We start from the raw sequence: 23,746 nt of genomic DNA, 5'->3' as shown, positions 1-23,746 counted from the left end.
TTGAGTTAACTGGAAGCCAAGGCCATACCGCACCTTCTATTAGCATGCTGGCCAGAGGTCAGTATAGGTAACAATAGCATAGTTTTCACTGGCTTAGACACTCGCAAAGAGTTTGTTGAAGTCGCCTGTATCACAGATAACCTTGATACCTAGACGCAGTATACCGGTGTCATAAAGCAATTGTTTCTAATGTATTAATATTGGCGTTAATTGCTCTATGGCTCGATTTTTTCTTCAACAACTGTTGGTCAGGGCTGCTCATATTCGCGTAACTTTAATACCATAGAGTATATTATTGATAGCTATTGACTTATTAAATTCGTTTTGAGATTGTTAGGCGAGCATTTATATAGACAAGCTAAGAAGCCTACAATTGGCTCAGTTTAAGGGAATAAAGTGATTACGTTCGACAAGCTATGGAATAATTTTCCAGACAAAACCCTAATAAAGGCCAGGTGTCAAAACAAACAAGCTACAAGTACCAGGCCGTTTGGAAACTACTGTGCGATTTCTTTAAGTGACGCTTTAATAAAGTCTGGAATTTCTACTTCGGGAAGTAAAGTTAAAAAATGCTGGTCACATCCGGGAATGAGACATATTCTGCTTGCAGAAGAAATGGCAAACTGGTTGAAGACGTCTAATTTTAGTTGGTTAGGAAAACTTGAAAAAATTAACTCTAGTTCGTTTCAAGAAAAGTTGAATGGTCGAACGGGAATAATTTTTTCAAGAATTATTGGCAACGAGGAAATGAATCTTTCGACCAAAGAAGTGGAGATCATATAGATCTCTGGAATAAAGATGAAATAACTAGTTCATCAATGTTTACAAGAAGTATTCTTGAATTTTTTGGTAGAGTTAGTGATTTAAATAATTCCCATGAAATCTGGTTTTGAGAAGTTAAATAGGCTACTTTATATGAAAACTTTTCTAATTTATGTAGTCTTAGCTGTGATAACTTTCACAATAAATTTTGCTATTTTTAACTATTCGTTTAATTTGCAAGCGACCCCTTTTCTTCATGAAGAACAGCGAGTAGAAAGTGGCTTATTGATGCTAAAAACCACTCTCCCTGCATACGCTGTCTCATCTATAATTCTAACAATTGTCTTTTATTTGATAGCTAAGCGGGGATTCAGATAATAAGTGCGACACTCATGGTTGAACGGTAAGAGGTAGCCAACTTCTGACAGTGGTACGCTTCTTCTCGCCAAAGTAAAAGTGTATCACCATGAGTTATCAGCAGTTGGCCGAAGGTAAACGATACCAGATATCCGTTCTCCTTAGGCAGGGTTATCGGCCTGCCACTATTGCCAAAACCATTAATGTTCATCGCTCAACCGTCTATCGGGAGCTTGGACGAAACGGTACGGGTAATGGCTATGATCCTTTCATGCCCAAAAGAAGGTTCGAGAGCGCAGGATTAGCGTTAAAAAGTACAAAATACCATTGGGTAATCCCCCCGAAAAACAATTAAATTTGAGGCCAAGGAAATGCCTGGGATTTAGGCAGCCAGAAGTAGTCTTTCGAGAGTTGCTTCAAGCTGCACAGGAGAGTGTCGCACTTGGGAGTTGAATTCGCGCTAACCTTCATTTCTTGGGTTAGCTTAACTGAAAACCAGGGTGATACTGAATCCATTACCAGTCAGCGTTCAGTATAAGTAACAGTAGCATAGTTTTCATTGGCTTAGACACTCACCGAAAGTTTGTCGAAGCCCCCTATTATCGCAGATAAGCTTGATACCGGGATGCAGTGTATCAATCTCAGAGAGTGATTTATTAAAAAACTAATTAACCTTCTATTTATTTAATTTTTTGCACAGTGAAGAACGTATAATATTAATAGCAAAAAATACAACACCCAATATTATTAACAACTTACTATTATCAATAACCAACTCTGACATTGTACCAAGCTGACGAGGCAATAGCTCCGGTTGATATATCGCTAGTACGCCAGGCGTAAGACAGACAGTCCCCAAAACAATAAGAAAAAAATGAACAGCATCAACTGAAGAGGTTGTTTCATCTGATTCATATTTCATAGAGAAGCTTCCTTTAATTATAGAAGGTACTGGAATCAAAGAGCAGTTGTGTCTAGTGTACTAACTATCAGCATAAATTGCTCTCTTGCTAGACTTTTTCCTGAGTAAAGCAACACTCGTACAAACCGCCAATGGTTATTTAAATTCCAATAATCATAGAGCTCTCAGCCAAGTCTGTCATTTAGCACTTGTCATCAACATATACAGATGTACCAATAATCCAATCCCAGTTGTCATATCGTTTGAAGACAGCGATTTTTTGTTGGTTTCTTACATCTGAGACTAGGCCAACAGTAGATCGAAGTTCCAGAATCTGTAGAAGCAACAGCTGATAAAAATGTGCAAAAATGGGCTTTCCGTTTGAGTCTTAAACGTAGGAGAAGTCTTTCCCCTCAAATGAGGGTTTTATTGGATGCATTACCATTCGTAATTTTTCATCAAATATAAAGAAGTAGTTATCACCAACCTTTAACATCCATTGGTTTAGTAAATAGCTCCTGCTTCACCGTGTTCACTAACATGTTTTGTTGCTCATTTGGAGCTCCGTCAATGCTTGCTACTTGTTTAAGCATAGAAATAAAGGAGGTAGACTGCTCGTTCTGAAACCTATCTTTGCAGGGGGCTAGGATAGCTTTGACCTCAACCTGAATATCAGTGACGTCTTGTAATAAATATGATGAAGCAGAAAATAGCTCAGCAGCATTTTCTTTGTCCATGTTGAATTCATTCTCAAATATTGAAATAACTTCTCTTTTTTGCTCTCTAGTTATTTCACCTTCAATTTTGGCCACACCAATCAAAAGAAGCGCAGCTGCTTCAACTGGCCTTTCCAGATTGTGGGCAGCCTTCGTACCTAGTTGTTTTTCCCAACGTCGGCGACGAATCCAAAAAAATGGATTGAAAGAATTGAGATCAACGCCGGATCTTTGAAGGCTGTGAAAAGCCCAGATTAAGCCGCCTATTGCTGTAATTAGTCCGATTAGTATGTGCATATATCTCCCTTCCTATGCATCGAATTAAATTCATAATAATTTTATATCGCGCACATGCGCTTCACCAATCTATAGCATCGGCAAATATCAGTATAACAAGTTGAAATTATGAGGTTTGCTTTAGATATTAACAGCCTCCCTTCTGCGGAATAGCACGCATCCGTGTTTCCATGCCGAGGTATGCGCGATATATCCGTCAGCACACTGATATTCTATTGATACCTCAGCAATGTTGCCATAAGGACCAGCACAAGGCCAATACTCACAGCGTATGAATGACCAATTATTAAAGTAATACTTGAAGCTTGGTAACTACGAGTTGCCCTTTCCTAAAGGAACCAGCTCAAAACGCCCCAGCCCAAAAACAACAAAACAGCTTCCACCGGCCGATCCTTCCTCAGAGTACAGGCTGAAGGGATGCTCCCCGTTTCCAGAATCAGGCTCCAGCGGTAACTGAACCAACCGTTTCGGATAACAGGACACTGCTTATTGCTGGCGACTTGCCTGGCAACAGCTTCCATTCCAAAGGTACCACTACCTGGAATGAGCGCCACTGAGCCAACACTATAAACCGACTTTCAACGTCATGGAGATATCTTTCATTGCCTGCTGGAAAGCTTTTGACATGTGGTTTACAGACCGCTCAGTGTAAACCACGGAGTACTCCAGCAACTCATTAGGTTCAACAAAGGGTAGTAGACTGGATACTTATACACTATTGTGAATTTTATTATAATTTTTTCACATCACTGCATAATGGTATTCTGATTAGCAATCAATCTGGCAAAAATTGTCTACTTTTTGTTCGATTTTAAAATAAGGAAGACCTTAACAGCAGACCTTCACCCTCAACAAAAATCTTATTAAACAATTAAATAAGTAACTTTTCGGTAACAAATACCTACAAAAAGTAGATCATCGATCCCGTTATTATTTGGTAGCGCCATAAAGTGTCTTCAGACCGTTTCCTGCATATCTCACCAGTGATAACTGGCAGAATACTGATAGACCCATGCTAACAATTCATTGACACAGGCATAATATTTATATAAATATACATAAATGAAATTTATTTCTATTTTTTCATAATTGAACTAATTTCGATAAACTAATACCTATAAAAAGCATCTCACTGAGGTCGAAATGAAAGAACAGGTAGCAGTAAAGAGGGTGGTAGACGCCAACCTCAAGGTGCGTGTAAAGGCCGATAATTCTGACGTTGAGCTGACAAATGTAAAAATGGCAATGAATCTATTCGATGAAATCGCCCTTGAAGAGGTCAGCCGTGTTGTGGCAGCCGAAATCCCGGCATTGGCTCATCAGCTTCCTGAAAACCTGGCACCGGTGCTAGCCAAACTAACCACTGAGCAGCAGATAACACATCTTCTGGCGCCTGAAACCACTGTCATTATTGCCATTAAAAATGATGATGAAGCGCCTATTTTCAACGTGGCTGATTACAACCTACATCAGGATCTATTCACGGCACTGCCTGAGCTCGAAAGCATTGAGCTGACCCAGATGAACTAACACTCAGCTCTCGCCCCTGATAAAAAACGTTAATACAAAAATTCCAGTACAACAATCCCAGTACAACATCCCTGATAACAGGATCTCTGCGGCTGTGGTTGACAGAGATCCAGAGGAAACCAAGATGAATCATACCTATCGCCTGACCCTCGACTGCCCTGACTGTGTAGGCATTGTTACCCGTGTCGGTGAGGTCATTACCCGCAGTGGTGGCTGGATTTCAGAAGCCGCGCACCATTCGGATGAAGAGAGCAACTGGTTTTTCTCCCGACTGGAAATCAGAGCGGACTCCCTGCCGTTCGACATTGACTCCCTGCGGGACAAATTCACACCTCTGGCAGAAGAGCTGAAGATGAACTGGCAGATTACCGACAGTGCACAACCAAAGAAAATGATCATCATGGCCAGTAAGGGCTCTCACTGCCTTTCTGATTTGCTGGATCGCTGGAAAAGTGGAGATCTGCATTGTGAAATACCCTGCGTGATCTCAAATCACAACGATATGCGAGGGCTGGTGGAATGGTACGGCATTCCTTTTCATCATGTAGTGATCGAAAAAGACAACAAGGCACCCGGATTCGCAAAAGTCGAGAGTCTGGTCGAGGAATACAGTGCGGACAATATCGTTTTAGCGCGTTATATGCAGATCTTACCCCAGGCACTTTGTGAAAAATACCGTCATCAGGTCATCAATATTCATCACAGTTTCTTGCCTTCTTTCATCGGAGCCAAGCCCTATCATCAAGCTTCCCGGCGAGGGGTCAAGCTGATTGGCGCAACCTGTCACTACGTCACTGAGCAGCTGGATGAAGGACCGATTATTGATCAGGATGTCGTCAGAGTCAGTCACAGTGACAGTGTGGAGGATCTTGTCCGGCTTGGAAAAGACGTGGAAAAAACAGTATTGGCGCGAGGAATACGTGCCCATCTTGAGGACAGGGTCCTGATACACGGCAACAAAACTGTCGTCTTCTAGAATACTCATACTCTAAACAATATTCGCTGGCCGCTGTAACGGTTTTGCCACCGGCTCACCGCTTAGATGATTAAGAACAGCATTCAGATTTTTAAGAACACCCGAAAAGGGGAAAGCAGAATGTCCAAACAACTACCCTCCTCTGCCCAGGTCGTCATTGTTGGCGGCGGCGTTATCGGTTGCAGCATCGCCTATCATCTGACAAAACTCGGTTTTACCGATGTAGTCTTGCTGGAACGTAAAACGCTCACCTGTGGCACCACCTGGCACGCGGCGGGCCTGGTACCGACGCTACGTGCCACCTACAGTATGTCGATGCTGGCCAACTACAGCGCCAGCCTTTATGAGCAACTGGAGGCGGAGACAGGTCAGGCAACCGGCTTTGTCCGCAATGGCTCCTTGACCATCGCTACCAACAAGGAGCGTCTGGCGGAAATAAAACGCGGTGCCTCCATGGCTAAGGTTGCAGGCTTTCCCTGTGATGTGATCAGCCCGGAGCATGCCAAGGAAATGTGGCCGCTGCTCAATATCGACGATGTTATCGGCGCAATTCATCTGCCGATGGACGGTATGACCAGCCCCGTCGACGTCACCCAGGCACTGGCTAAGGGTGCCAAGCTGGGCGGTGCTCAAATCTTCGAGAATACCAAAGTTCTGGACATGAAAGTCCGGGATGGCAAGGCCGCCGGAGTGATCACCGAACGGGGTGATATCGAGGCCGAATACGTCGTCAACTGCGCCGGGATGTGGGCACGGGAGTTTGGTAAAAAGGCTGGCATCAACGTACCGCTGCATGGTGCGGAACACTTTTACGTTGTCACCGAAAACATGCCGGACTTGCAGCACGGATTGCCCACCCTGCGGGATATGGATGGATACTGCTATTACAAAGAAGATGCAGGAAAACTTCTGGTCGGAATGTTCGAACCTGGCGCCAAGCCCTGGGGCATGAACGGTATTCCCGAGGACTTTTGTTTTGATCAGTTACCGGATGATTTCGAACACCTTGAGCCCTATCTGGAAGCGGCCATGCATCGCCTTCCCATCCTGGAGCGTACCGGTCTGCAGGTATTCTTCAATGGTCCGGAATCATTTACCCCTGATGACCGTTATCACCTCGGAGAGGCTCCCGAACTGCGCAACTATTTTGTTGCTGCGGGCTTTAACTCAGTAGGCATTCAGTCTGCTGGTGGAGCAGGTAAAATGCTGGCTGAATGGATCAAGAAAGGCCATGCCCCCAGAGATTTATGGGATGTGGATATTCGCCGTAATATGCCATTTCAGGGTACTCAGAATTACCTCTACGAGCGAACCACTGAATCACTGGGACTGCTCTATGAAACACACTACCCCTTTAAACAGTTTAAGACGGCTCGCGGCGTGCGGCGTTCTGTATTGCACGAGCAACTAAAAGCGCAAGGGGCAGTATTTGGCGTTGAAAATGGTTGGGAACGAGCGAACTGGTTCGCTAACGAAGGTCAAAAAGCTGAATACGAATACTCCTTCGGGCGACAGAACTGGTTTGAGAACAACAAAGCTGAGCACGATGCGGTGCGCAATGCTGTCGGCGTTATCGACCAGAGTTCATTTTCAAAGTATCAGCTGGAAGGCCCAGATGCCGAGAGCTTCCTGAATCGAGTCTGTTCCAATAACGTTTCAGTCCCCGTGGGCAGGATGGTCTATACCCAGTGGCTAAACGATCGCGGTGGTATCGAAGCCGATGTGACGGTCACCCGGCTGGCGAAGGATCGCTTTCTGGTTGTCTCCGGTGTCGCCTGTCAGAATCGGGACCTGGACTGGCTGCGCCGTAATAAACCTGAGCATGGATTGGTAACAATCACAGACATGACATCCGCCTATGCAGTCATCACGGTAATGGGACCACATTCACGAGACACGCTTGGCAAACTAAGCAAAGCTGATTTGTCTCATGATGCCTTCCCTTTCGCAACATCCAGGGAGATTGATCTTCATTACGCCATTGTCAGGGCGTCGCGCATTACTTATGTAGGTGAGCTGGGCTGGGAACTCTACATCCCGACGGAATATGCCCCGAGTGTTTATGAAGCCATTATGGAAGCCGGTGAAGAATACGGCATTAAGCCCTATGGTTATCACACCATGAATTCACTGCGGATGGAGAAATGCTACCGTCACTGGGGACATGATATCACCGACGAGGATACGGCGCTGGAGGCCGGATTAGGGTTCGCCTCTGATTTTGACAAAGAAGGCGGCTTTATTGGCCGGGAAGCACTGCTGGCTCAGAAAGCAGAAGGGCCTCTGAAAAAACGCTTTGTTGCGTTTTTGTTCGAAAACCCAGAGCCTCTTTGCTATCACGAGGAACCCATTGTTGCTAACGGCAAAATAGTTGGGCGAACGACAGCCGGTATGTTCTGCCATACTCTGGGCGCAACCGTAGCAATGGGATATGTAGAACATCAAGAAGGAGTCACCAAAGACTGGCTGGAGAGCACAACATTCGAAATCGAAGTAGAGTGTGAGCGCTACCGGGTCACTCCGTCACTTCGCTCTTTCTATGACCCTGCTATGGAAAAAATCAAGTGCTAGGACAAGACTGAACATATCCGTCAACGATCCTGAAGCCCGCAGAAAAATCGATGGGCTTCAGGCAATTACGATTATCAGGTGATTTTCGCTGCCAACTGGTGGTGGTTATTTGGATGAATAGACTCTCACCGAACATCAGGCCGCACCAATAGCCTCTGAATTTTATAGGGGGGACTTAATAGGTATCAACCAACACCCAGATCACTTCGGTATATTTATCACTGGGGTTACGAAACCAATGGGGCTCATCACCCGACAGAGCAAAACTGTCTCCGGTATTCAGGGTAAACACTTGCGAACCAATCGTCAGTTCCAAGGTGCCTGAATGTACAAAGCCGCCCTCTTCGTCTTTACGTTGACGGGGTTCACTGCCACCACTGGCTCCAGGCTCTATAGTGGTCATAACCATCTGTAACTGACCACTCAGACGAGGGCTCAGTAACTCCTCTCTGATACCCATACCGGTAAAATTCAGCGCCCGTCGCATCCCGCTGCGAACAATATACTGCTGTTCCTCTGCAGGAGCCTCATTATCGCCATGAAAAAACCAACTGATCTGGACATCAAGCGCCGTGCTTATTGCTTGCAGCACCGGAATGGGTAATGCCGAAACCCCACGCTCTACCTGGCTAAGGTAACCCACTGATTTATTAACCTGCTGCGCCAAAGACGCCAGCGTGACACGCTTGGATTTACGCAGGTCACGAATCTGTAGACCAATGCGTATATTGTCCGGGTCCAGAGAGGTTTCTTGTTTAGCATCTGCTTTTTTCGGTCCAGGTTTCAGAGAACCTGATTTTTTCGACTTTTGTATTTTCTTGTCTGCTACGGAAGCCATCAGAGAAACGATACCTTTGAAAATCTGTGCCTTTTGAAAACCTTTAAAGCGCTAACGCTCGCTCAGAGATGGCCTCATCATAACATAGGCACGGTCAGCAACATCACTAAGATGAAAAATGATATATATATTTCACCATTCTTGGCCTGTCACTGCACTGCTACAGGGAAGTCGATTGATCAAGAGTTAATACCCACCGTCGATTAATCATCCAAGTGGGTATTCTCATCAATGTACAGCCTTTTTTCTGTCGTACAGACGATATCTGTATCGCTGATCAATCAAAAATATCGAATATTTCACCGATCACAGACTTGCGTTTCTTATGCTTGTAATAGCCTTGCTTGTAACCCTTATGATGATCGTATTTTTGTTTATGGCTATGTCCTTGCTGATAATCTTGCGGCTGCTGATATCCCTGCTGTTGATACCCCTGAGGCGGTTGTTGGTTTTGGGGGGCGACCGATGGATTAACTGTCTCTGCCGTTACCCGATCAATAATTTTATCCAGCTCCCCGCGATCTAACCAAACCCCTCGACATTGCGGACAATAGTCAATTTCAATACCCTGTCGATCTGCCATTTGCAGCAACACATCACAATGTGGACACTTCATAGATATTCCCCTTACTTTCTGGCTCAACAGCTTCAATCAGTCGCCATTTTAATAAGTCCGTTACAGACAACGCAGCTGATAACAGGATCCTTGATAAGGATCCGTTTATTGAGTGCAACCGATGTAACGCAACGGATTCAACGCTATTGATTTCAATTTATCGACTTAACAGCATGATTTAAACAGAGTTCTAAAACCAGTGGACAGCACTTTGCTGCGGTTGTTCCACTGTTTTAACTGTCTTCACTATAATGCGTTAATCTGTCTTCACAGTAGTGCTTTATCTGTCTTCACAATAGTGCTTTATCTGTTCCGACGATGCTTGTCCGACGACTCTCACAGCAGCCAACGGATGGCTTAACGATACTAAAACGCGCCTATAATTACCCATAAGCCGCTATCAACAAAGACAGTATCAACACAAAGGCAGAATCAACAGGGAAGCGGAGCCAATTCGAACATGCTATCTGCCTCTTCTTCGGAAAAGAGCAGCATTTCCAGCCGTGCAGGGGGAACTGGTTTTGAAAAGAGATAGCCCTGAAGACGGTCGCAACCTGCCTGCAGACAGAGTTTCGCCTGTGAGGTGGTTTCGACACCTTCCGCCACCACGGTCAGTTCCATCGTCTTCGCCAATGATGTCACCGCTTTAAAGAACCGGGCATCCTGTTCTCGATGCTCGATCTCCTGAACAAATGATCGATCAATTTTCAAGGTACTGATCGGGAATACTCGCAGATGGCTCAGGGAGGAATACCCGGTGCCAAAATCATCCACCGAGATAGTGACTCCTCGGCCAGCTAACTGCTCCAGCACGACAGCCGCTTTCTCCGGTTCCTCAATAAGCATGTTTTCCGTCAGCTCCAGCTCCAGGTTTTCAGGAGCCAGTCCGCTGGTAGCCAGTGCCTCATTCACCGCCGGCAGCAAGTTATCTTTTCTTAACTGTACTGAAGAGAGGTTAACCGCCAGGCTCAACTGCTGCCCCGATGCAGTCAAACGGTGCTTCCAACTGGCCAGTTGCTGACAGGCATTTTGCAGCACCCAGCGACCAATCGGTTCAATCAGTCCCGAATCCTCAGCAATTCCGATAAAGTCCCCGGGATACAGCAAACCTCGCTGAGGATGCTGCCAGCGGACCAGGGCCTCGACGCTGACAATCATTCCGCTTACCGTCACCTGGGGCTGATAATGAATGACAAACTGTTGTTCTTCTACCGCCTTTCTCAGATCCCTTTCAACCTGCACTCGCTGCTGAATATCTCGATGCAACATGGAGGTATAGTGATGAATCTGATTACGACCCGTATCTTTGGCACGGTACATGGCAATATCGGCGCATTTCATCAGCCCTTCGGTCCCTTCACTGCAAACGGACAGACTGGCAACGCCAATACTCGTGGTCACGTGAATTTCAGATCCGCGTAATTCAATGGGGTCTGACAATACCTCCATCAGTCGATGGGCAAGGTGATTAATATCCTCATCTTCATCAATGTGGTGTGCCAATATAGCAAATTCATCACCTCCTAACCGGCACAACAGATCCCCTTCCCGAACAACACTGGCCAATCGAGAAGAAACGATCCGCAGTAACTGATCTCCTGCATCGTGCCCAAGCGTATCGTTGACGACTTTAAAATTATCGAGATCGAGCAATAGCAGCGCCAGCTCCTCACTACAGAGATAGGCTCGGGAAATCGTCTCCCGCAGCTGCTTCTCAAAGTAATAGCGGTTATGCAGCCCGGTCAACTGGTCCTGTTGAGCCAGCTCCCGCAGCTTTTCATGGCTTTTGCGCAGCTCCATTTCCAACCCGTGGCGCTGTCGGGCATGGGCGATAGACCTCAACAGGTGTCTGGAGTTAAGCTCTTGTTTTAAGAGAAAGTCCTGAGCCCCAGCTTCGATACAGCGGGCAGCAAGCTCTTCATCCTCACAGCCGCTGAGCATGATAATCGAGGTACCACGGTTGATACGCAACAATCGCAGCACGTCCAGGCCATCGGTATCCGGCAGCCGGTAATCGAGAAGAATGGCATCAAAATGATGGTCCTCTAACTGTTGGATTCCTTCCTCTGCTGTAGCCGCTTCAACGACTGTAATCGGTTGCGCAGACTGTCTGAGCACCCTGATAGCGGCCATCCGGTCAAGCTGGTCATCATCAATGAGTAGCAGCTTCATATATTTTAAATCTCTTTTGGTTGTGAATGGGGTAGCTCCACTACCCGCCAATAATGGTCCAACATTTTAATCATTTCGATGAATCCGTCACCTACTTGTTTTTTGAGGATATAACCAGCCACATGTTTACGGTACGCAGCGGTCTTATCTTCATCGGCTTTGGAAGTGGTCAATACAAACACAACTGAATCGGTCAGCGCTTCGTCACTGCGAATCTCGCTGAGGAACTCAAGCCCGTTCATGGTTGGCATATTGAGGTCCAGTAACACCAGATAAGGACGTGGGATGGCATCCTCCTCGCGCAACAAGGCAAGTGCTTCAACGCCATTACGTGCCCGATACAGGGGGTTGAGGATCTTAAGTTTTTTTAACGCCCGCTCTACGCCCATCGCATCGACATCATCATCTTCAACCAATAAAATCGATGCTTGGTTGTATTTTTCAACAGTACTACTCATTTAACTGTTTCCTTAGGGTTTCTTCGTTGGGCCAGGTAAAACGAACGCGGGTACCACGCTCACCATCGGAGGAGAGAGTGATTTCACCTCCGTACAAATTCACTATTTTCTCGACCAGCGCCAGACCGATACCGCTGCCCTCCACTTCATCCCGCGGGCGTAATGTCTGAAACATGCCGAACACCCGGTCATGGTGCTTTGGATCAATACCTGGTCCGTCATCTGTCACCGTAAACTGATAGCCTTTGTCGGTTGTCACTACTTCAACCTGAATAAGCCCCTGTTCGCCACCATGGTGCTTGATGGCATTGCCGATCAGATTCTGCAGTACCTGCTCAAACGGTACCCGCAGGGTATTAAGGGTCGGAAAATCCCCTTCACATAGCAGTTTGAACCCGGGAGGCGGAGCCAGGAAAGCAAAGCTCTCCTGTACGATAGCTCCGGTATCAACCAGCGTTAATCCGGCTTTGGCTCGCCCGACCCGCGAATAGGTCAGCAAGTCATCCAATAGTCGCTCCATTCGATCGACACGACTGCGCATTAACTTCAGGTGCTGAACCGTATCTGTCGGTGCGTTTTCACCAAGATCCTCTTCGATCCAGCTGGCCAACTGCTCTATTCCCCGCAGCGGCGATTTCAAATCATGGGAGGCGACATAGGCAAAACTGTCAAGCTCACGGTTACTGCGCTTTAGCTGATCAACATGATCTTCCAACTCATCATTGACAACCTGCAAGGAGGCTCGTTGACGATGAAAGGAGTTAATCAGTTGGCTAAGGGTACGTCCCAGGGTGTTGTATTCATTAATCAGCCCTTGCTCCGCATGCATGTCCTTTCCGTGATAGATCGTATTCTTCGCCTGACCTATCAGTTTTAACAGAGGACGAACAGCTATTACTATGATCAAATAACTGGTGATCAGCGAAATAATCAGAATCATTACAGTCAGGGTCAGTCCCTTGGCGATATAGCTGTCTTTAAGTTGTTGAAAGGAGTCTGAGGAAATTAAAGTCAGAAATTCCAGCTCAGAAAGCTCATTCCCCAGCTGAAGAAAATAGCTGCCAACGACAAACTGTCCTTGGCGACTGAAGGCCTCTACAACATTCCCTCCTATCTTCTGGAAATGATTTTCCAATCCTAAGGCGCTATCGGTACTTTCAGCCAATAAGTTGTTTCGGTAACGCAGGGCAATTCCAGGAAGACCGATATAACGCCGGGCTTCATTAATCATCTGTAAATTTCCTGACAATACCAATCCACCTACTAACGAGCCGATGACCTGACCGCTTTCAGTATCGATCATCGGTTCTTTACGCAAGGCAATAATCTGAGGCTCATTAGCCACCGGCAGCTCGAACAGATACCAGCGACCAAAACTGAATCGATTCAGATGTAACGCCTCTAAGGCTTCTAAATTACTAAAGAAAGGTGAGCTGGCATCCACCCAGACTTGGTTATCGTCCAGCATCAGGAACAGCAACTCCAGATTGCTTCCGGTCCTGGAGTTATAGAGTCGGTCCAGGTTATCAGCAGCATCCAGGCGCTGCAGGTTAAAAACAGACTCAGTCAGCGGCATATCACTGGCAAAATGCCCGATCAGCAACTCAGCACGCCCCAATTGATTGTCAAAAAACAATTGCAGGCTGGTGTGGGTTTGCTTGGTTAGATTGCGGATCTCATTATCAATGGTCTGCTCGGCAATTTTCGATGTGGACCATAACTGAATCGCTGCCGCCGCCAGAAAGGAGGTCAGTGTAAGAAACAATATAACAGGGAATAGCGGCAGCTTTAATTTAGATAAAACAGTTGTCATTGTCGCGATAACGCCATTCGCTGTTCTTTCATTATCTGTCGCACTGGTACTGGCATTGTCTGTTGAACGGGCATGATCAGTTCACACCGGAATAGCGAAACGCACGCTGCTTAAGACGCTCAATCTCTTTGGCCGGGGTATCCTTGGTCACCAGTTCAAAGTCTCCCGAGTAGATTGTCGGTACCTGATGCCCGAGTCCAATAATATCGAGCTTGATGGCTTCAGCCATGGCAACACCATTATCATCATTCATCCGCATAACCGTCACATCCAAACGCCCTGCCTTTAAGGCCTCCAGCTCAGCACTGCCTCCTCCCCATCCATTCACCAGAATCTGCCCCTGCTTGCCATATTCGTTGATAACATCACTGACCCCTAAGGCGACATCGGTAGAGCAGGCGTAAATAAAATCAAGATCAGGCTCTTTTGTGATAGCCTTGCTGGCCCCCTGATAGGCACTGGCTCTGGAAGCATCTGTGTAATAGGCACTGGACAACTGAATGTTTGATCCTTTTCGCATAAAGTCGATAAAACTATCGCCGCGCGCCTCGCTGACGTAACCTCGCGCCCAGTAAACAAGGGCATAGTTTTCAGCCTTAGGCAGGCGTTCCTGATACCAGTCAGCCAATAGCCGGGTCCCTTCTACGTGATCAAAACCCACATACATAAAAGGCTGCTGTTCGCCCCAGGCTTTAATCGGCGTAGTTATGTTCTGAAGAATCAGTTTCGGTTTTCCTGCCGCAATAATACGTTCAACAATACTACGATGACGACGGGCATCCAGAGTAAAGATCAGGAAATCAGCTTCCTCCTCCAATGCCCCGATAATTTGCTCTGCCTGTTCTCTTAAGGCAACCGCTGGTTTGGTGTAATGACTGCGTAACGTATATTTAATGCCCAACTCCTGCATCCGCGCCTCAAATGAGCTGACACTGCGTCGCCAATAATCTGAAACCTGCTCCCCCGGATAAATCACAGAGACTCTGATTGGCCGGTTTGAATTAGCCCTCAGCGGCTGGGCTGCATTACGAACCTGATCAGCAAAGTGCTGACTGATGGCCCGCTGACCAGGATGCGTCGAAAGAAACTCATCAACCATCCAATAGTCCCGAGGCTGTGCCTGCAATGACAGACTGGAAAACAAGCCTGTTACAGCAAAGAAAAGCATGACAAAGATACGGAAAAACATTAAAGCTTCCTTCAATTGGTAACCTGTACTTAACCGATTCTATGAACGACTCAAAGAACGGATCCTGACGACAACAACGTATCAACTATTGGAAGTGCGCAAGAATCCTAACTGCCAAAATTAGTACTGTCAAAATGATTACCGATTGCCATCAGACTCAGCAAGACCAGCCATAGCGCTATACCGTCAGCAGTGGTCGAACAATGACTATTGAAGAGGTGGCAGAGGTGGCGCAGACAGGGCGGAATCATGCAATTTACTGGGTGGCTCCAGCGGCCCACCCCTCTGCCTTTTTATTAAAGCACTGCCGCTGGCGGAGGCTGAATTCATCACCATCCCACTCCAGGGTTTCCAACTGCAATGATATATGGTTCCCATAGATCATATTAAAGCTATTAGGCTGACCGGTTATCAGTCGATTAGAAACCGTTGTACCGGCATGGGAGACCAATACACCGTTCAGTATTTTCATAAATGGCAGATGAATATGTCCGCCCAGTACCAGATCAACTCCGGCATGACTAAATGCTTCCAGCGCTTCATCGCGCCCACCGATCAAATGTCGACGTAAACTGGCGCTTGGCAACCAGAATGGATGATGTGCAACCACAATGCGTAAACACGGGTCAGCGGTGTTTTTAAACTTCTCTAATACCTGACGAACCTGTGTCTGATTGATACGACCTCTCGACCAGTCAAAGTAAAACCCCAGACGACGAGCAGAATTGACTCCGACGGCAACAAACTCCGGTTTCTCCACCACCGATTCCAGCTGTTCTGAGATATAACGCCGCCACTTTCGCCAAGGGTACATAAAACGTTCAATAATATGATGGGCTGAAAGGTCATGATTTCCAGGTACGACCATATAGGGATACGACAGGTTATCCAGGAACTCTTTAGCCTGTTGATACTCCCGATGGGTGGCTCGCTGAGTCAAATCACCACTTATTATAACCAAATCAGGGCTATGCTCTCGCAAGGAGCGCAGCAGAGCCTGAATCACAGGCATTTGCTCTCGACCGAAATGAAGATCGGATATATGCGCGATGATACTCATAATTGCTCAATGGGTCGCAGTATTTTCAGCGCAGCCGGTTTTAACTCGTATTCTAAAGGAGGGATTTCTGAACGCAGCTCTCCATCGCTCATTACCTTAATGCGCTGTTTTGGCTTAAGGAAGTTAATCCGGACCTTATCGGCTTTGAAGATCACCAGATCCTTATCATGCTGCCAGTTTCGGCTGAATAAGCGGAGGATCAGTCGGGGTAACGACCAAATTGAACTATCTTTGGCAACATAAATCCCCAGTATTCCGCAATCAAGTCTCTTCCGCTCAGGAACCAATGAGCTTTGTGGAGCCAATAAGTTATTACTGATTGATATGGAACGGGTGCGCACACTATGGACCTGATCCCCCAACTTGATATGCACACACAGAGTTGGGTATGCGAACATAAATTTAATCATATACCAAAGCATTAAGGGCCATCGCATCCACCCAGGATTCTTGCGTAATCGTTCTCGCTGATCTGTTAATCGGGTCGACATACCTATATTTGAGAGGCATAAAAACGGCTGACCATTGAGCTCTGCCATATCAATCTTTCGTACTTCAGCATTGCATAACTGCTTGATGGCCTGCTCTACATCGAGAGACATACCCATATCTCTGGCTAGAAGATTCATGGTTCCGCAAGGTATTACCCCAATCGGAATACCAAGCAGGACCGTCTCCTTTGCCACACTCAGGACCGTACCATCTCCTCCGGCCACCCATACCTGATCAGGTTTTAAGCGTTGCAGGCAGCCAGCTATCGATTCAGTAGTCGCCGAATCCAACCTCAGCAGGGTCAATGAAATCTTATTCGCCTGACAATGCTGGACCAGCTGTTCTTCAAAGAAGAACTTTGCATTGTCAGGCATATTGCTGATTAGATATCCTGATGCTGGGTTGTAAATCAGCAGAATGGACTGGCACATAAAAACTAAGCTCGTAACCGGGCATCAAGCTCATCAATCACTTCGGCCCAGTCAGCATCAGCCGTCAGCCCCTCCCGTAAAAATGAGGATTGAGAAGGCGTCCAAAATGGTGCTTCATGCAACAGGGTTCCGTCTTGTAGTTGATGGCTACTGATAAACGCTTCAATCTGATCAGATTCAGCCGGTAAACCCAGCTGCTCGAACAATGTATTAATGGAATGAGTCGGTTCAATCATCTCTATCCAGCCTCCATGTGTGAGAAAATCGGTAGGGGAAAAACAACCCCTTCATTGGAATAACAGCATATCGCGTCGAGCTTACCCTGTATATTGCTGCCGGTTTTATGCGGCTAAGCCCCCCTCATCCCCCTTGGTCCTAAGAAGAACCACAGGATCAGACCAACAAAAGGCAGCAACAAGATCAATAGTACCCAGAGTATCTTACGCCCGGTTGTTGTGGAGCTTTGTAACGTCTGAATAATCGCCCAAATATCCAAAATAAGAATCAGAATTCCTAAAACACCACTGACTTCAACACCCATAACGCTCTCCTTAATAGACAGTTAGCCTCTGCCAGATGATCGGCATCAGGGGACCTCTGAACAGAGAACACAATGGACTTATTCATAGGTTCCTTAGCCTTACCCGGTCGTCATAACAAACCCATTTAAGCATGACAGAACTTGCAGCGACCTTACTTTGGTAAGGCACAAGCCATGCCAAAAAATAAATTTGATATTTATCAACAAGTTAAAAAAATCCCATAAGAGAACTGTCAATAACACATAAAAAAATCACAGGTTCGTTTGAAAAATCTACACACTGGTAAAACAAGCTAAGTTGCGGTTTACCAATATTAGTCCTGCCTCTACTCTCTTTTAAATAACGGAACCCTGCGCCATACCTGGGTAATTGGCGAGCGACAACTGTAAGCTGAGGTGGCGGTGCTAATCAGCAGCAGAGCGATCAATACACATACTTCAGAGAGCAAACACCAAGCGTTTAAACCTGTCGCCAAGTTTTCTAACTTTTATCTAAGCGGAGCCTTGTTTTCTCTTGTAAGAGACATTAAAGTCCCTTCAGTCTGTTGACAAATCGATTAATTTAGATACATTTGTCGTGCGTTTGCTGCACGGGATGCACTTTTCGATACTTGCCTTAATTGGAAACTTGCCATGGAGTTTTGGCTGATCGCTATGAGTATTTCTTTTGTTGCCGCGTTAACCCCTCTTTTTTTAAGCCCCTCTATTGACGGCACCAGTATTGCCGGATAGCCAACTACAAGGACAGTTTCAAAACCTATGATAAAACAGACATTGATCCGCATAGCTACAGTAATCATTACTGGGTTGCTGAGCCTGGAGGCGTTAGCTGTGGGCGGTATTACATCCGATAATGCACCGCCCAATTTTGCCACCGGCAAGATCAATGAGACCTTTACCGATCTAACTGTAAAGGTATTGGGTGGAACTGTCCGCACGACTCGTTACTGGGAGGATGGCAAGTGGATCTGGAACCGGCGCTGGGCTGATCTGGAACCGGCATGGATCAATGTTGAAGATCAGCATCCATCGTCCTTTCGCCGGATCGATTCCTATTATCCCCGTATTGTCGGGGAATCAACCGCCACCTATGAAAATCAGCTGATCTACACCATCACTTACCGGGAAGAGCAGGACGAATATCGCTGGGCAGATCGCAAAGGTAATGTGATCGACTACGCCGTAGAGCGAGATGATAACGGCAAGATAACCCGTATTCCTATGGTGCGCTACAGCGACCGCAATGGAGTAACCGTCAGTGTAGATCGTAATGAACAAGGTGAAATCAGCGCTGTCCGCGATTATCACGGTAATGTTGTCGTTAACTTCGATTGGGAACCCGGTTCAAAACCCGGTGAATACCAAATAGCAAAAGTCAGCGATTACAGTGGTCGTAATGTGCTCTACCACTACGACGGCGAAGACAAGCTGATCGGTATCGATGACCCCAGAGGTAAGCGCTACAGCTTTACCTACGACAGCAACGGTCAGTTGAGCAGCTTTAGTGATGCCAAAGGGCAAGCTACCACCTATAACATGAGCCCCAGTATTGCTGCAGCTGATGCTGTCAGCATTTCAGCAGGGGGTCAGACCTGTACTTTTTCTCGGGATCAGGGTGGCGAACTGAAAGGAATGACCAACGCCGATGGCGCCGGAAGCACCTACGAAACCTCATTTAATGAAGATAAACGGGTCTTTATCCACCGTGAAACCGATGCTACTGGGGTCGTTAAGGAAAAAGAGTATGACGAGCACGGAACCCTGGTTTCCTTTGGACTGGGCAATGATGCGCGGACTACCCGAGATGTGATCCTATCCGACGGTTCAATTGGCGTTGCCAACCTAGTTGATAACTACAGCTACTCCTATGGGATTACCGTTGTCACTACCTTAAGTGGTGGATTGGTGAGCAAAAATTGTTATGCGACGGAAAGTGGTGGCGTGCAGTCTCAGGTGGGTAGTGGGGCACTGACCTATGTGGCCCAGACCGTGGATACCGATCCGCGGGGTGGCAAGACCGTTACTGAGTATGATCAGTTTAAGAATGTGCTTCGTAAGACTTATCCGGATGGGAGTAGTGAAAGTACTACCTATGACGTTCGTTTCAGTCTTCCTTTAACAGAAACGGATGCTCGGGGAGTTGTTACTGAGTACCAGTATGATGATTCCGGGAATTTATTGGCGCTGATTGAGGCTAAGGGGTTGCCTGAGCAGCGGACTACTCGGTATGAGTATGATGGGTATGGGCAGCTTATCAAAATGATTACAGGGGAGTCTGTTGCGGGTGGGACCGAGTTGGCGGTTACTCGGTGGAAGTATGATGATCGGGGGAATATGGTTGAGGAAACGGATCCTTTAGACAATGTGACCAGCTATTCAGAATTTGATGCACTGGGAAACTCTTTTAGAATAACCGATGCAGAAACCAATTACTGGCTACGAAGTTTCGATGCTGTAGGAAATCGGCTTAGCGATGTTAATCCACTCTCTCAAGGGCAGCACTACCGTTATGATAAGGCCGGTAATTTGGAACAGTTGACTAAAGCTAATGGCAGTACTAGCTCTTTCACTACCAATGCGGCAGGTTTTCCTCTTATGATAACCAATATGGCAGGCAAGCGTACTATATTGGAATATGATTCGAGTAATCGTCTTACTGCTTTTATTGATGCAAATTCTAATTCTAGTCTTATAGGCTATAATGACCAAGGCAGTTTGGCCAGCCATACTGATGGCATGGGAAATCAGTTTAAATATAGTTATCAGAACGAACGCTTAAGTGCTATTCATACACCAAGTTACGATGAATTTTTTACATATGATAGCCGTAATCGCATTATAAATAGAACTATTCGAGCCGAAGAAATAGATGTAACTAATAACTTTAGCTATGACGTTAATAATAATTTGATCGGGAGTAGTGGAGAGAAAGAAAATAGTGATTCTCGACAGTATGATATATTTAATCGGTTAATTCGGTTTACGGATGTGTCTGGAGGAATTACTTCTTATAAATATGATTCTAGAGATAATATTATTCGTGTTATTGACCCCGAAGAAGGTCGTACTGATTATTCCTACACTCTTAATAATCAGATAGCTGAGGAAATTAGGAATGGAGATAGTGGAAATACTGTTTCACGTACTTATCAATACAGCAAGCTAGGTAGTTTAATAGCTGAAATTAATCCTAGTGACGAAAAAATTTCTTATAATTATGACAATGCTAATCGACTAGTTGGAAGTAAGCTTTACGCACATAAGGATAACTCTTCCCCAATAAAAGTGGTTGAGTATTCCTATAATGAAAGTGGTCAATATACAGGCTACAGTCAGAGAGTAGGTAGTGCTTCTAGTGGGTTGACTTCTGATATATCTGCTCATAGTGAAATATATAAATATAATGATATTGACCAATTAATTAATGTTGTTGTTGATTATGGAAGTTTTCAGAAAAATTACAGTTATAGTTACTATCCCAACGGGCTAAAAAAGAGCTATACCAATCCTGAAGGAATAACTTATAGCTATCACTATAATAAAAATAATCAGCTCGAAGCAGTTGTTATACCGGGCATAGGTTCTGTAGCTTATAGTGATTTTGATTGGATACTACCTCAAACATTGACCCTTCCAGGTGGCACAGTTGTTCGGTATCAATATGATGACCTCCAACGCCAGAAACAACAGAATATTTTTGATGCAGCGAGCAATGGACTTGGAAAATCGCTCTATGGTTACGATACTCAAGGAAATGTCATATCAATCGAAACTGAGCATGGTGACTATAGCTTTAGCTACGATAAACAGCGCAGGATAACTACTTCTAGCTACCCTGAAGGCGTAGGGCTTAATTCAACTTCGGAATTGTTTGCTTATGATGGCGTTGGTAACCGTGTCAGTCACGAAACTATTGCGGTTGGTTCCGAGATCTCAAAGACAGTAACCGGGACATATAACGCTAGAAACCAGTTGATTGAAAAAGGGGGTGAATGGCGTTGGAGCTACAATGACAATGGGCACGTCATTAAGAAGGAATATATTGGTGCTGATACAGAGAATAATACACCTATAGTTACCAACTATACCTATAACAGAGAGGAGCGTTTGATAGAGGTTCATCAGGATGGCATAACAGTGGCACAATATGCCTATGATTCATATGGTCGACGAATCCGAAAAAACTCTATGAATACGACGGTTTTTTACTTATACACGGAGCAGGGGCTTGCCGCTGAATATGATGCTGATGGTTCCCTAATTAAAGAATACCAATATGGCCCCTATGGAAAACAAGGGTCGGCTCCGTTGTTTCAGCGCACTGTCGAAGGTAAGTACTATTATTATCAGAATGATCAAATAGGAACACCTGTTCGACTGTTAGCTGCTAATGGTTCAGTCGTATGGGAGGCTCGCTACGAGGTTTTTGGTCAAGCGCATGTCTTGACTAATCAAGTAATAAATAACCTACGGTTCCCGGGCCAGTATTATGATCAAGAGACTAAGTTACATCAAAATTATTTTAGAGATTATGATCCTAGTTTAGGCCGATATTTACAAAGTGATCCGATCGGTCTAAAAGGAGGGTTGAATACCTATGCTTATGCATTTGCAAATCCCCTCACTTTAACAGATAGATTGGGTTTGTATTGCGAGGAGATAGGTGGGATTACTATTCCTGATCTGTTTTCACAGAAAGTCTCTCGCGAAAAAATAAATGAGGAGTGGAATATTAGAGTGGAACTAATTCTTCAGAGCGCGGCGAAGCCTTGGAGTATACCATTAATGATTTATACGCCTGCCAAAGCTAACTGTTATTTTCATAAAACAATTACTGAGCTTGTTAAATATGAGTTACATGGAAAAGAAGTGTCCTGGGGTTATTGTGTAGATTGTGGTGTTGTTGATTTTTATGGTAAGGAAGAAGATGTGATTTTGGAACGATGGGAAAAGGAGCATAAAACTACTTCTTTTGAAGGTTCCATGTCTAGAGGGCTTAGAGCGTATAATGAATTGCTAGCTGAATTGGCTTGTCGAGACGCATTTGAATGGTGGTCTAATCGATAGTCCTATGTTTGGCGGTGGAATCGTTAAAATGGAAGAAACATAGAAATGCGTATTGTGGTTTTTTTAAAGAATATTTTTTTATGGATAATTATATTTATTATTTTGTCATTTTTTTGTTCTTTCACGGAAATGGTTTTTACGAAACTATTTATATTAGATAGACCTTTTTCTGGTTACGACATGTTGTGGATACAAGCAATTCCGTTAGTTCTAAATTATGGCTTGGCAGGGATTGTTATAATTTTTCTTTCTAACAAAAGGTCTGTTTATATTCTAATTTTTGGAGCTTTGGAAATATTCAAGAGAAATGTTTTATTTAGAACCTTTGTTGGGAATTCGCTAACAATTGAGGACCTCTGGGTGGTGATCTTACCCGAGCTATTTGTTCTTGTCGGGCTAACTGTTGGGTGGGGAGTAGCGTTTTTGATGAAAACAAAAAAACCAATGGGGTCAGACTGAACCTCCCCCAGTTTGACGGACACTTTTAAATAGCGACACTATGTCGTTACAGGAGTGTTCAAATGACAAGAAAACGTAAGCCATATAAGACTTATACCAAGGAATTCAAACAAGAAGCTATTCGGTTGATGGAAGAGTCAGATAAGACTCCAAGCGAAGTTGCGAGAGAACTCGGTCTTCGTCGCAATCAGCTCTACAAATGGAAAGAACAATTGGATAGCAAGGGTGATCAGGCTTTTAAGGGGAGAGGGCGCCCAAAGAAAGAAGATCAAAGTGATCTTTCGAAACTTAAGCAGGAAAACGAAAACCTTCTGGAGGAAGTCGAGATTTTAAAAAAGGCCGCTGTAGATTCAAGTGAACAACGCAACAGTTATACTAATATACTGATTTGGCGGAGTTTATTTGATGACAAGACCAAAGCGCACATTCACTAATGATGAGAGAAATCTTGTTTTTGATTTGTGGAAACAAGGGGCTGGCTTTAGCGATATTGGACGAGT

Annotated in this window: 21 protein-coding genes and 1 pseudogene; 8 read left to right on the top strand and 14 right to left on the bottom strand. The window is 45.3% G+C overall.

The features are described from left to right. Positions 1–396 precede the first annotated feature (396 nt). The gene (locus BGP75_RS15950) at positions 397–783 is read left to right on the top strand and encodes a T6SS effector amidase Tae4 family protein (RefSeq protein ID WP_233152949.1); all 387 of its coding nucleotides are present in this window, start codon (positions 397–399) and stop codon (positions 781–783) included. Between the two features lie 445 nt (positions 784–1,228). Further along, positions 1,229–1,361, top strand: a pseudogene (locus tag BGP75_RS15940) (helix-turn-helix domain-containing protein); the annotation flags it as partial. A gap of 434 nt (positions 1,362–1,795) precedes the next feature. Here BGP75_RS15940 and BGP75_RS15935 read toward each other — a convergent pair. From BGP75_RS15935 to BGP75_RS27760, 4 genes are all read right to left on the bottom strand, one after another. Continuing rightward, on the bottom strand, positions 1,796–2,041 hold the full coding sequence (locus BGP75_RS15935) for a hypothetical protein (RefSeq protein ID WP_076719832.1): 246 nt from the start codon (positions 2,039–2,041) through the stop codon (positions 1,796–1,798). 367 nt (positions 2,042–2,408) lie between these two features. After that, positions 2,409–2,516: a cache domain-containing protein gene (locus BGP75_RS27765; RefSeq protein ID WP_076719831.1), complete on the bottom strand. Its 108-nt coding sequence runs from the start codon at positions 2,514–2,516 to the stop codon at positions 2,409–2,411. After that, positions 2,500–3,033, bottom strand: coding sequence for a TerB family tellurite resistance protein (locus BGP75_RS15920; RefSeq protein ID WP_076719830.1), 534 nt, complete (start codon positions 3,031–3,033; stop codon positions 2,500–2,502). Before BGP75_RS15920 ends, BGP75_RS27765 begins: the two co-directional genes overlap by 17 nt. A 329-nt stretch (positions 3,034–3,362) precedes the next feature. Beyond that, complete coding sequence (locus BGP75_RS27760; RefSeq protein WP_143821084.1) at positions 3,363–3,587, bottom strand: hypothetical protein; 225 nt, start codon at positions 3,585–3,587, stop codon at positions 3,363–3,365. 589 nt (positions 3,588–4,176) lie between these two features. On the opposite strand from BGP75_RS27760, the gene BGP75_RS27755 reads away from it, so the two are divergent. The 3 genes from BGP75_RS27755 to BGP75_RS15900 all read left to right on the top strand — a co-directional run bounded on the left by BGP75_RS27755 (position 4,177) and on the right by BGP75_RS15900 (position 8,110). Then, complete coding sequence (locus BGP75_RS27755) at positions 4,177–4,563, top strand: hypothetical protein (protein WP_076719829.1); 387 nt, start codon at positions 4,177–4,179, stop codon at positions 4,561–4,563. 124 nt (positions 4,564–4,687) lie between these two features. Further along, positions 4,688–5,539 (top strand): formyltetrahydrofolate deformylase, encoded by an 852-nt coding sequence (gene purU, locus BGP75_RS15905; protein ID WP_076720049.1) that lies wholly within the window; start codon positions 4,688–4,690, stop codon positions 5,537–5,539. Between the two features lie 120 nt (positions 5,540–5,659). Next, the gene (locus BGP75_RS15900) at positions 5,660–8,110 is read left to right on the top strand and encodes an FAD-dependent oxidoreductase (protein WP_076719828.1); all 2,451 of its coding nucleotides are present in this window, start codon (positions 5,660–5,662) and stop codon (positions 8,108–8,110) included. A 175-nt stretch (positions 8,111–8,285) separates the two neighbouring features. Here BGP75_RS15900 and BGP75_RS15895 read toward each other — a convergent pair whose 3' ends face one another. From BGP75_RS15895 to BGP75_RS15850, 10 genes are all read right to left on the bottom strand, one after another. After that, entirely contained in the window at positions 8,286–8,948 is a 663-nt protein-coding gene (locus BGP75_RS15895) for a helix-turn-helix domain-containing protein (protein ID WP_083704860.1), read from the bottom strand. A 277-nt stretch (positions 8,949–9,225) separates the two neighbouring features. Then, positions 9,226–9,564 (bottom strand): zf-TFIIB domain-containing protein, encoded by a 339-nt coding sequence (locus tag BGP75_RS15890; RefSeq protein ID WP_076719827.1) that lies wholly within the window; start codon positions 9,562–9,564, stop codon positions 9,226–9,228. 432 nt (positions 9,565–9,996) lie between these two features. Then, a complete protein-coding gene (locus BGP75_RS15885; RefSeq protein ID WP_076719826.1) occupies positions 9,997–11,736 on the bottom strand; it encodes a bifunctional diguanylate cyclase/phosphodiesterase in 1,740 nt (579 codons plus the stop codon). 5 nt (positions 11,737–11,741) lie between these two features. Next, positions 11,742–12,194, bottom strand: a complete 453-nt coding sequence (locus BGP75_RS15880) for a response regulator (protein WP_076719825.1) — start codon at positions 12,192–12,194, stop codon at positions 11,742–11,744. Further along, the gene (locus BGP75_RS15875) at positions 12,187–14,007 is read right to left on the bottom strand and encodes an ATP-binding protein (RefSeq protein ID WP_076719824.1); all 1,821 of its coding nucleotides are present in this window, start codon (positions 14,005–14,007) and stop codon (positions 12,187–12,189) included. Before BGP75_RS15875 ends, BGP75_RS15880 begins: the two co-directional genes overlap by 8 nt. Before the next feature lie 76 nt (positions 14,008–14,083). Continuing rightward, positions 14,084–15,196, bottom strand: a complete 1,113-nt coding sequence (locus BGP75_RS15870) for a substrate-binding domain-containing protein (protein WP_076719823.1) — start codon at positions 15,194–15,196, stop codon at positions 14,084–14,086. A gap of 256 nt (positions 15,197–15,452) precedes the next feature. Beyond that, entirely contained in the window at positions 15,453–16,256 is an 804-nt protein-coding gene (locus tag BGP75_RS15865) for a metallophosphoesterase (protein ID WP_076719822.1), read from the bottom strand. Beyond that, positions 16,253–17,179: a diacylglycerol kinase family protein gene (locus BGP75_RS15860; protein WP_076719821.1), complete on the bottom strand. Its 927-nt coding sequence runs from the start codon at positions 17,177–17,179 to the stop codon at positions 16,253–16,255. The genes BGP75_RS15865 and BGP75_RS15860 overlap by 4 nt, the downstream gene beginning before the upstream one ends. Before the next feature lie 5 nt (positions 17,180–17,184). Next, positions 17,185–17,415, bottom strand: coding sequence for a DUF2789 domain-containing protein (locus tag BGP75_RS15855; RefSeq protein WP_076719820.1), 231 nt, complete (start codon positions 17,413–17,415; stop codon positions 17,185–17,187). A gap of 113 nt (positions 17,416–17,528) precedes the next feature. Then, a complete protein-coding gene (locus BGP75_RS15850) occupies positions 17,529–17,720 on the bottom strand; it encodes a PLDc N-terminal domain-containing protein (protein ID WP_076719819.1) in 192 nt (63 codons plus the stop codon). A 759-nt stretch (positions 17,721–18,479) separates the two neighbouring features. On the opposite strand from BGP75_RS15850, the gene BGP75_RS15845 reads away from it, so the two are divergent. The 3 genes from BGP75_RS15845 (at position 18,480) to BGP75_RS15835 (ending at position 23,680) form a co-directional block, all read left to right on the top strand. Next, on the top strand, positions 18,480–22,787 hold the full coding sequence (locus BGP75_RS15845) for an RHS repeat-associated core domain-containing protein (protein ID WP_076719818.1): 4,308 nt from the start codon (positions 18,480–18,482) through the stop codon (positions 22,785–22,787). 45 nt (positions 22,788–22,832) lie between these two features. Further along, positions 22,833–23,246, top strand: a complete 414-nt coding sequence (locus tag BGP75_RS15840) for a hypothetical protein (RefSeq protein WP_076719817.1) — start codon at positions 22,833–22,835, stop codon at positions 23,244–23,246. Positions 23,247–23,308: 62 nt separating this feature from the next. Next, positions 23,309–23,680 (top strand): transposase, encoded by a 372-nt coding sequence (locus BGP75_RS15835; protein WP_076719816.1) that lies wholly within the window; start codon positions 23,309–23,311, stop codon positions 23,678–23,680. Positions 23,681–23,746: the final 66 nt, after the last annotated feature.

This window comes from Motiliproteus sp. MSK22-1 (genome assembly GCF_001968815.1).
Classification (GTDB): Bacteria; Pseudomonadota; Gammaproteobacteria; order Pseudomonadales; family Balneatricaceae; genus Motiliproteus.
The sequence above is the reverse complement of the archived record's forward strand: the minus strand, read 5'-3'. Positions and strand labels throughout refer to the sequence as shown.

What these genes read in the sequence shown, in the direction of transcription:
- BGP75_RS15835 (WP_076719816.1), top strand. Translation starts at nt 23,309, where the DNA reads ATGACAAGAAAACGTAAGCCATATAAGACTTATACCAAGGAATTCAAA.
- BGP75_RS15860 (WP_076719821.1), bottom strand. Translation starts at nt 17,179, where the DNA reads ATGTGCCAGTCCATTCTGCTGATTTACAACCCAGCATCAGGATATCTA.
- BGP75_RS15865 (WP_076719822.1), bottom strand. Translation starts at nt 16,256, where the DNA reads ATGAGTATCATCGCGCATATATCCGATCTTCATTTCGGTCGAGAGCAA.
- BGP75_RS15845 (WP_076719818.1), top strand. Translation starts at nt 18,480, where the DNA reads ATGATAAAACAGACATTGATCCGCATAGCTACAGTAATCATTACTGGG.
- BGP75_RS15885 (WP_076719826.1), bottom strand. Translation starts at nt 11,736, where the DNA reads ATGAAGCTGCTACTCATTGATGATGACCAGCTTGACCGGATGGCCGCT.
- BGP75_RS15875 (WP_076719824.1), bottom strand. Translation starts at nt 14,007, where the DNA reads ATGACAACTGTTTTATCTAAATTAAAGCTGCCGCTATTCCCTGTTATA.
- BGP75_RS15935 (WP_076719832.1), bottom strand. Translation starts at nt 2,041, where the DNA reads ATGAAATATGAATCAGATGAAACAACCTCTTCAGTTGATGCTGTTCAT.
- BGP75_RS15900 (WP_076719828.1), top strand. Translation starts at nt 5,660, where the DNA reads ATGTCCAAACAACTACCCTCCTCTGCCCAGGTCGTCATTGTTGGCGGC.
- BGP75_RS27755 (WP_076719829.1), top strand. Translation starts at nt 4,177, where the DNA reads ATGAAAGAACAGGTAGCAGTAAAGAGGGTGGTAGACGCCAACCTCAAG.
- BGP75_RS27765 (WP_076719831.1), bottom strand. Translation starts at nt 2,516, where the DNA reads ATGTTAAAGGTTGGTGATAACTACTTCTTTATATTTGATGAAAAATTA.
- BGP75_RS15880 (WP_076719825.1), bottom strand. Translation starts at nt 12,194, where the DNA reads ATGAGTAGTACTGTTGAAAAATACAACCAAGCATCGATTTTATTGGTT.
- BGP75_RS15840 (WP_076719817.1), top strand. Translation starts at nt 22,833, where the DNA reads ATGCGTATTGTGGTTTTTTTAAAGAATATTTTTTTATGGATAATTATA.
- BGP75_RS15895 (WP_083704860.1), bottom strand. Translation starts at nt 8,948, where the DNA reads ATGGCTTCCGTAGCAGACAAGAAAATACAAAAGTCGAAAAAATCAGGT.
- BGP75_RS15850 (WP_076719819.1), bottom strand. Translation starts at nt 17,720, where the DNA reads ATGGGTGTTGAAGTCAGTGGTGTTTTAGGAATTCTGATTCTTATTTTG.
- BGP75_RS15870 (WP_076719823.1), bottom strand. Translation starts at nt 15,196, where the DNA reads ATGTTTTTCCGTATCTTTGTCATGCTTTTCTTTGCTGTAACAGGCTTG.
- BGP75_RS15920 (WP_076719830.1), bottom strand. Translation starts at nt 3,033, where the DNA reads ATGCACATACTAATCGGACTAATTACAGCAATAGGCGGCTTAATCTGG.
- purU (WP_076720049.1), top strand. Translation starts at nt 4,688, where the DNA reads ATGAATCATACCTATCGCCTGACCCTCGACTGCCCTGACTGTGTAGGC.
- BGP75_RS15855 (WP_076719820.1), bottom strand. Translation starts at nt 17,415, where the DNA reads ATGATTGAACCGACTCATTCCATTAATACATTGTTCGAGCAGCTGGGT.
- BGP75_RS15890 (WP_076719827.1), bottom strand. Translation starts at nt 9,564, where the DNA reads ATGAAGTGTCCACATTGTGATGTGTTGCTGCAAATGGCAGATCGACAG.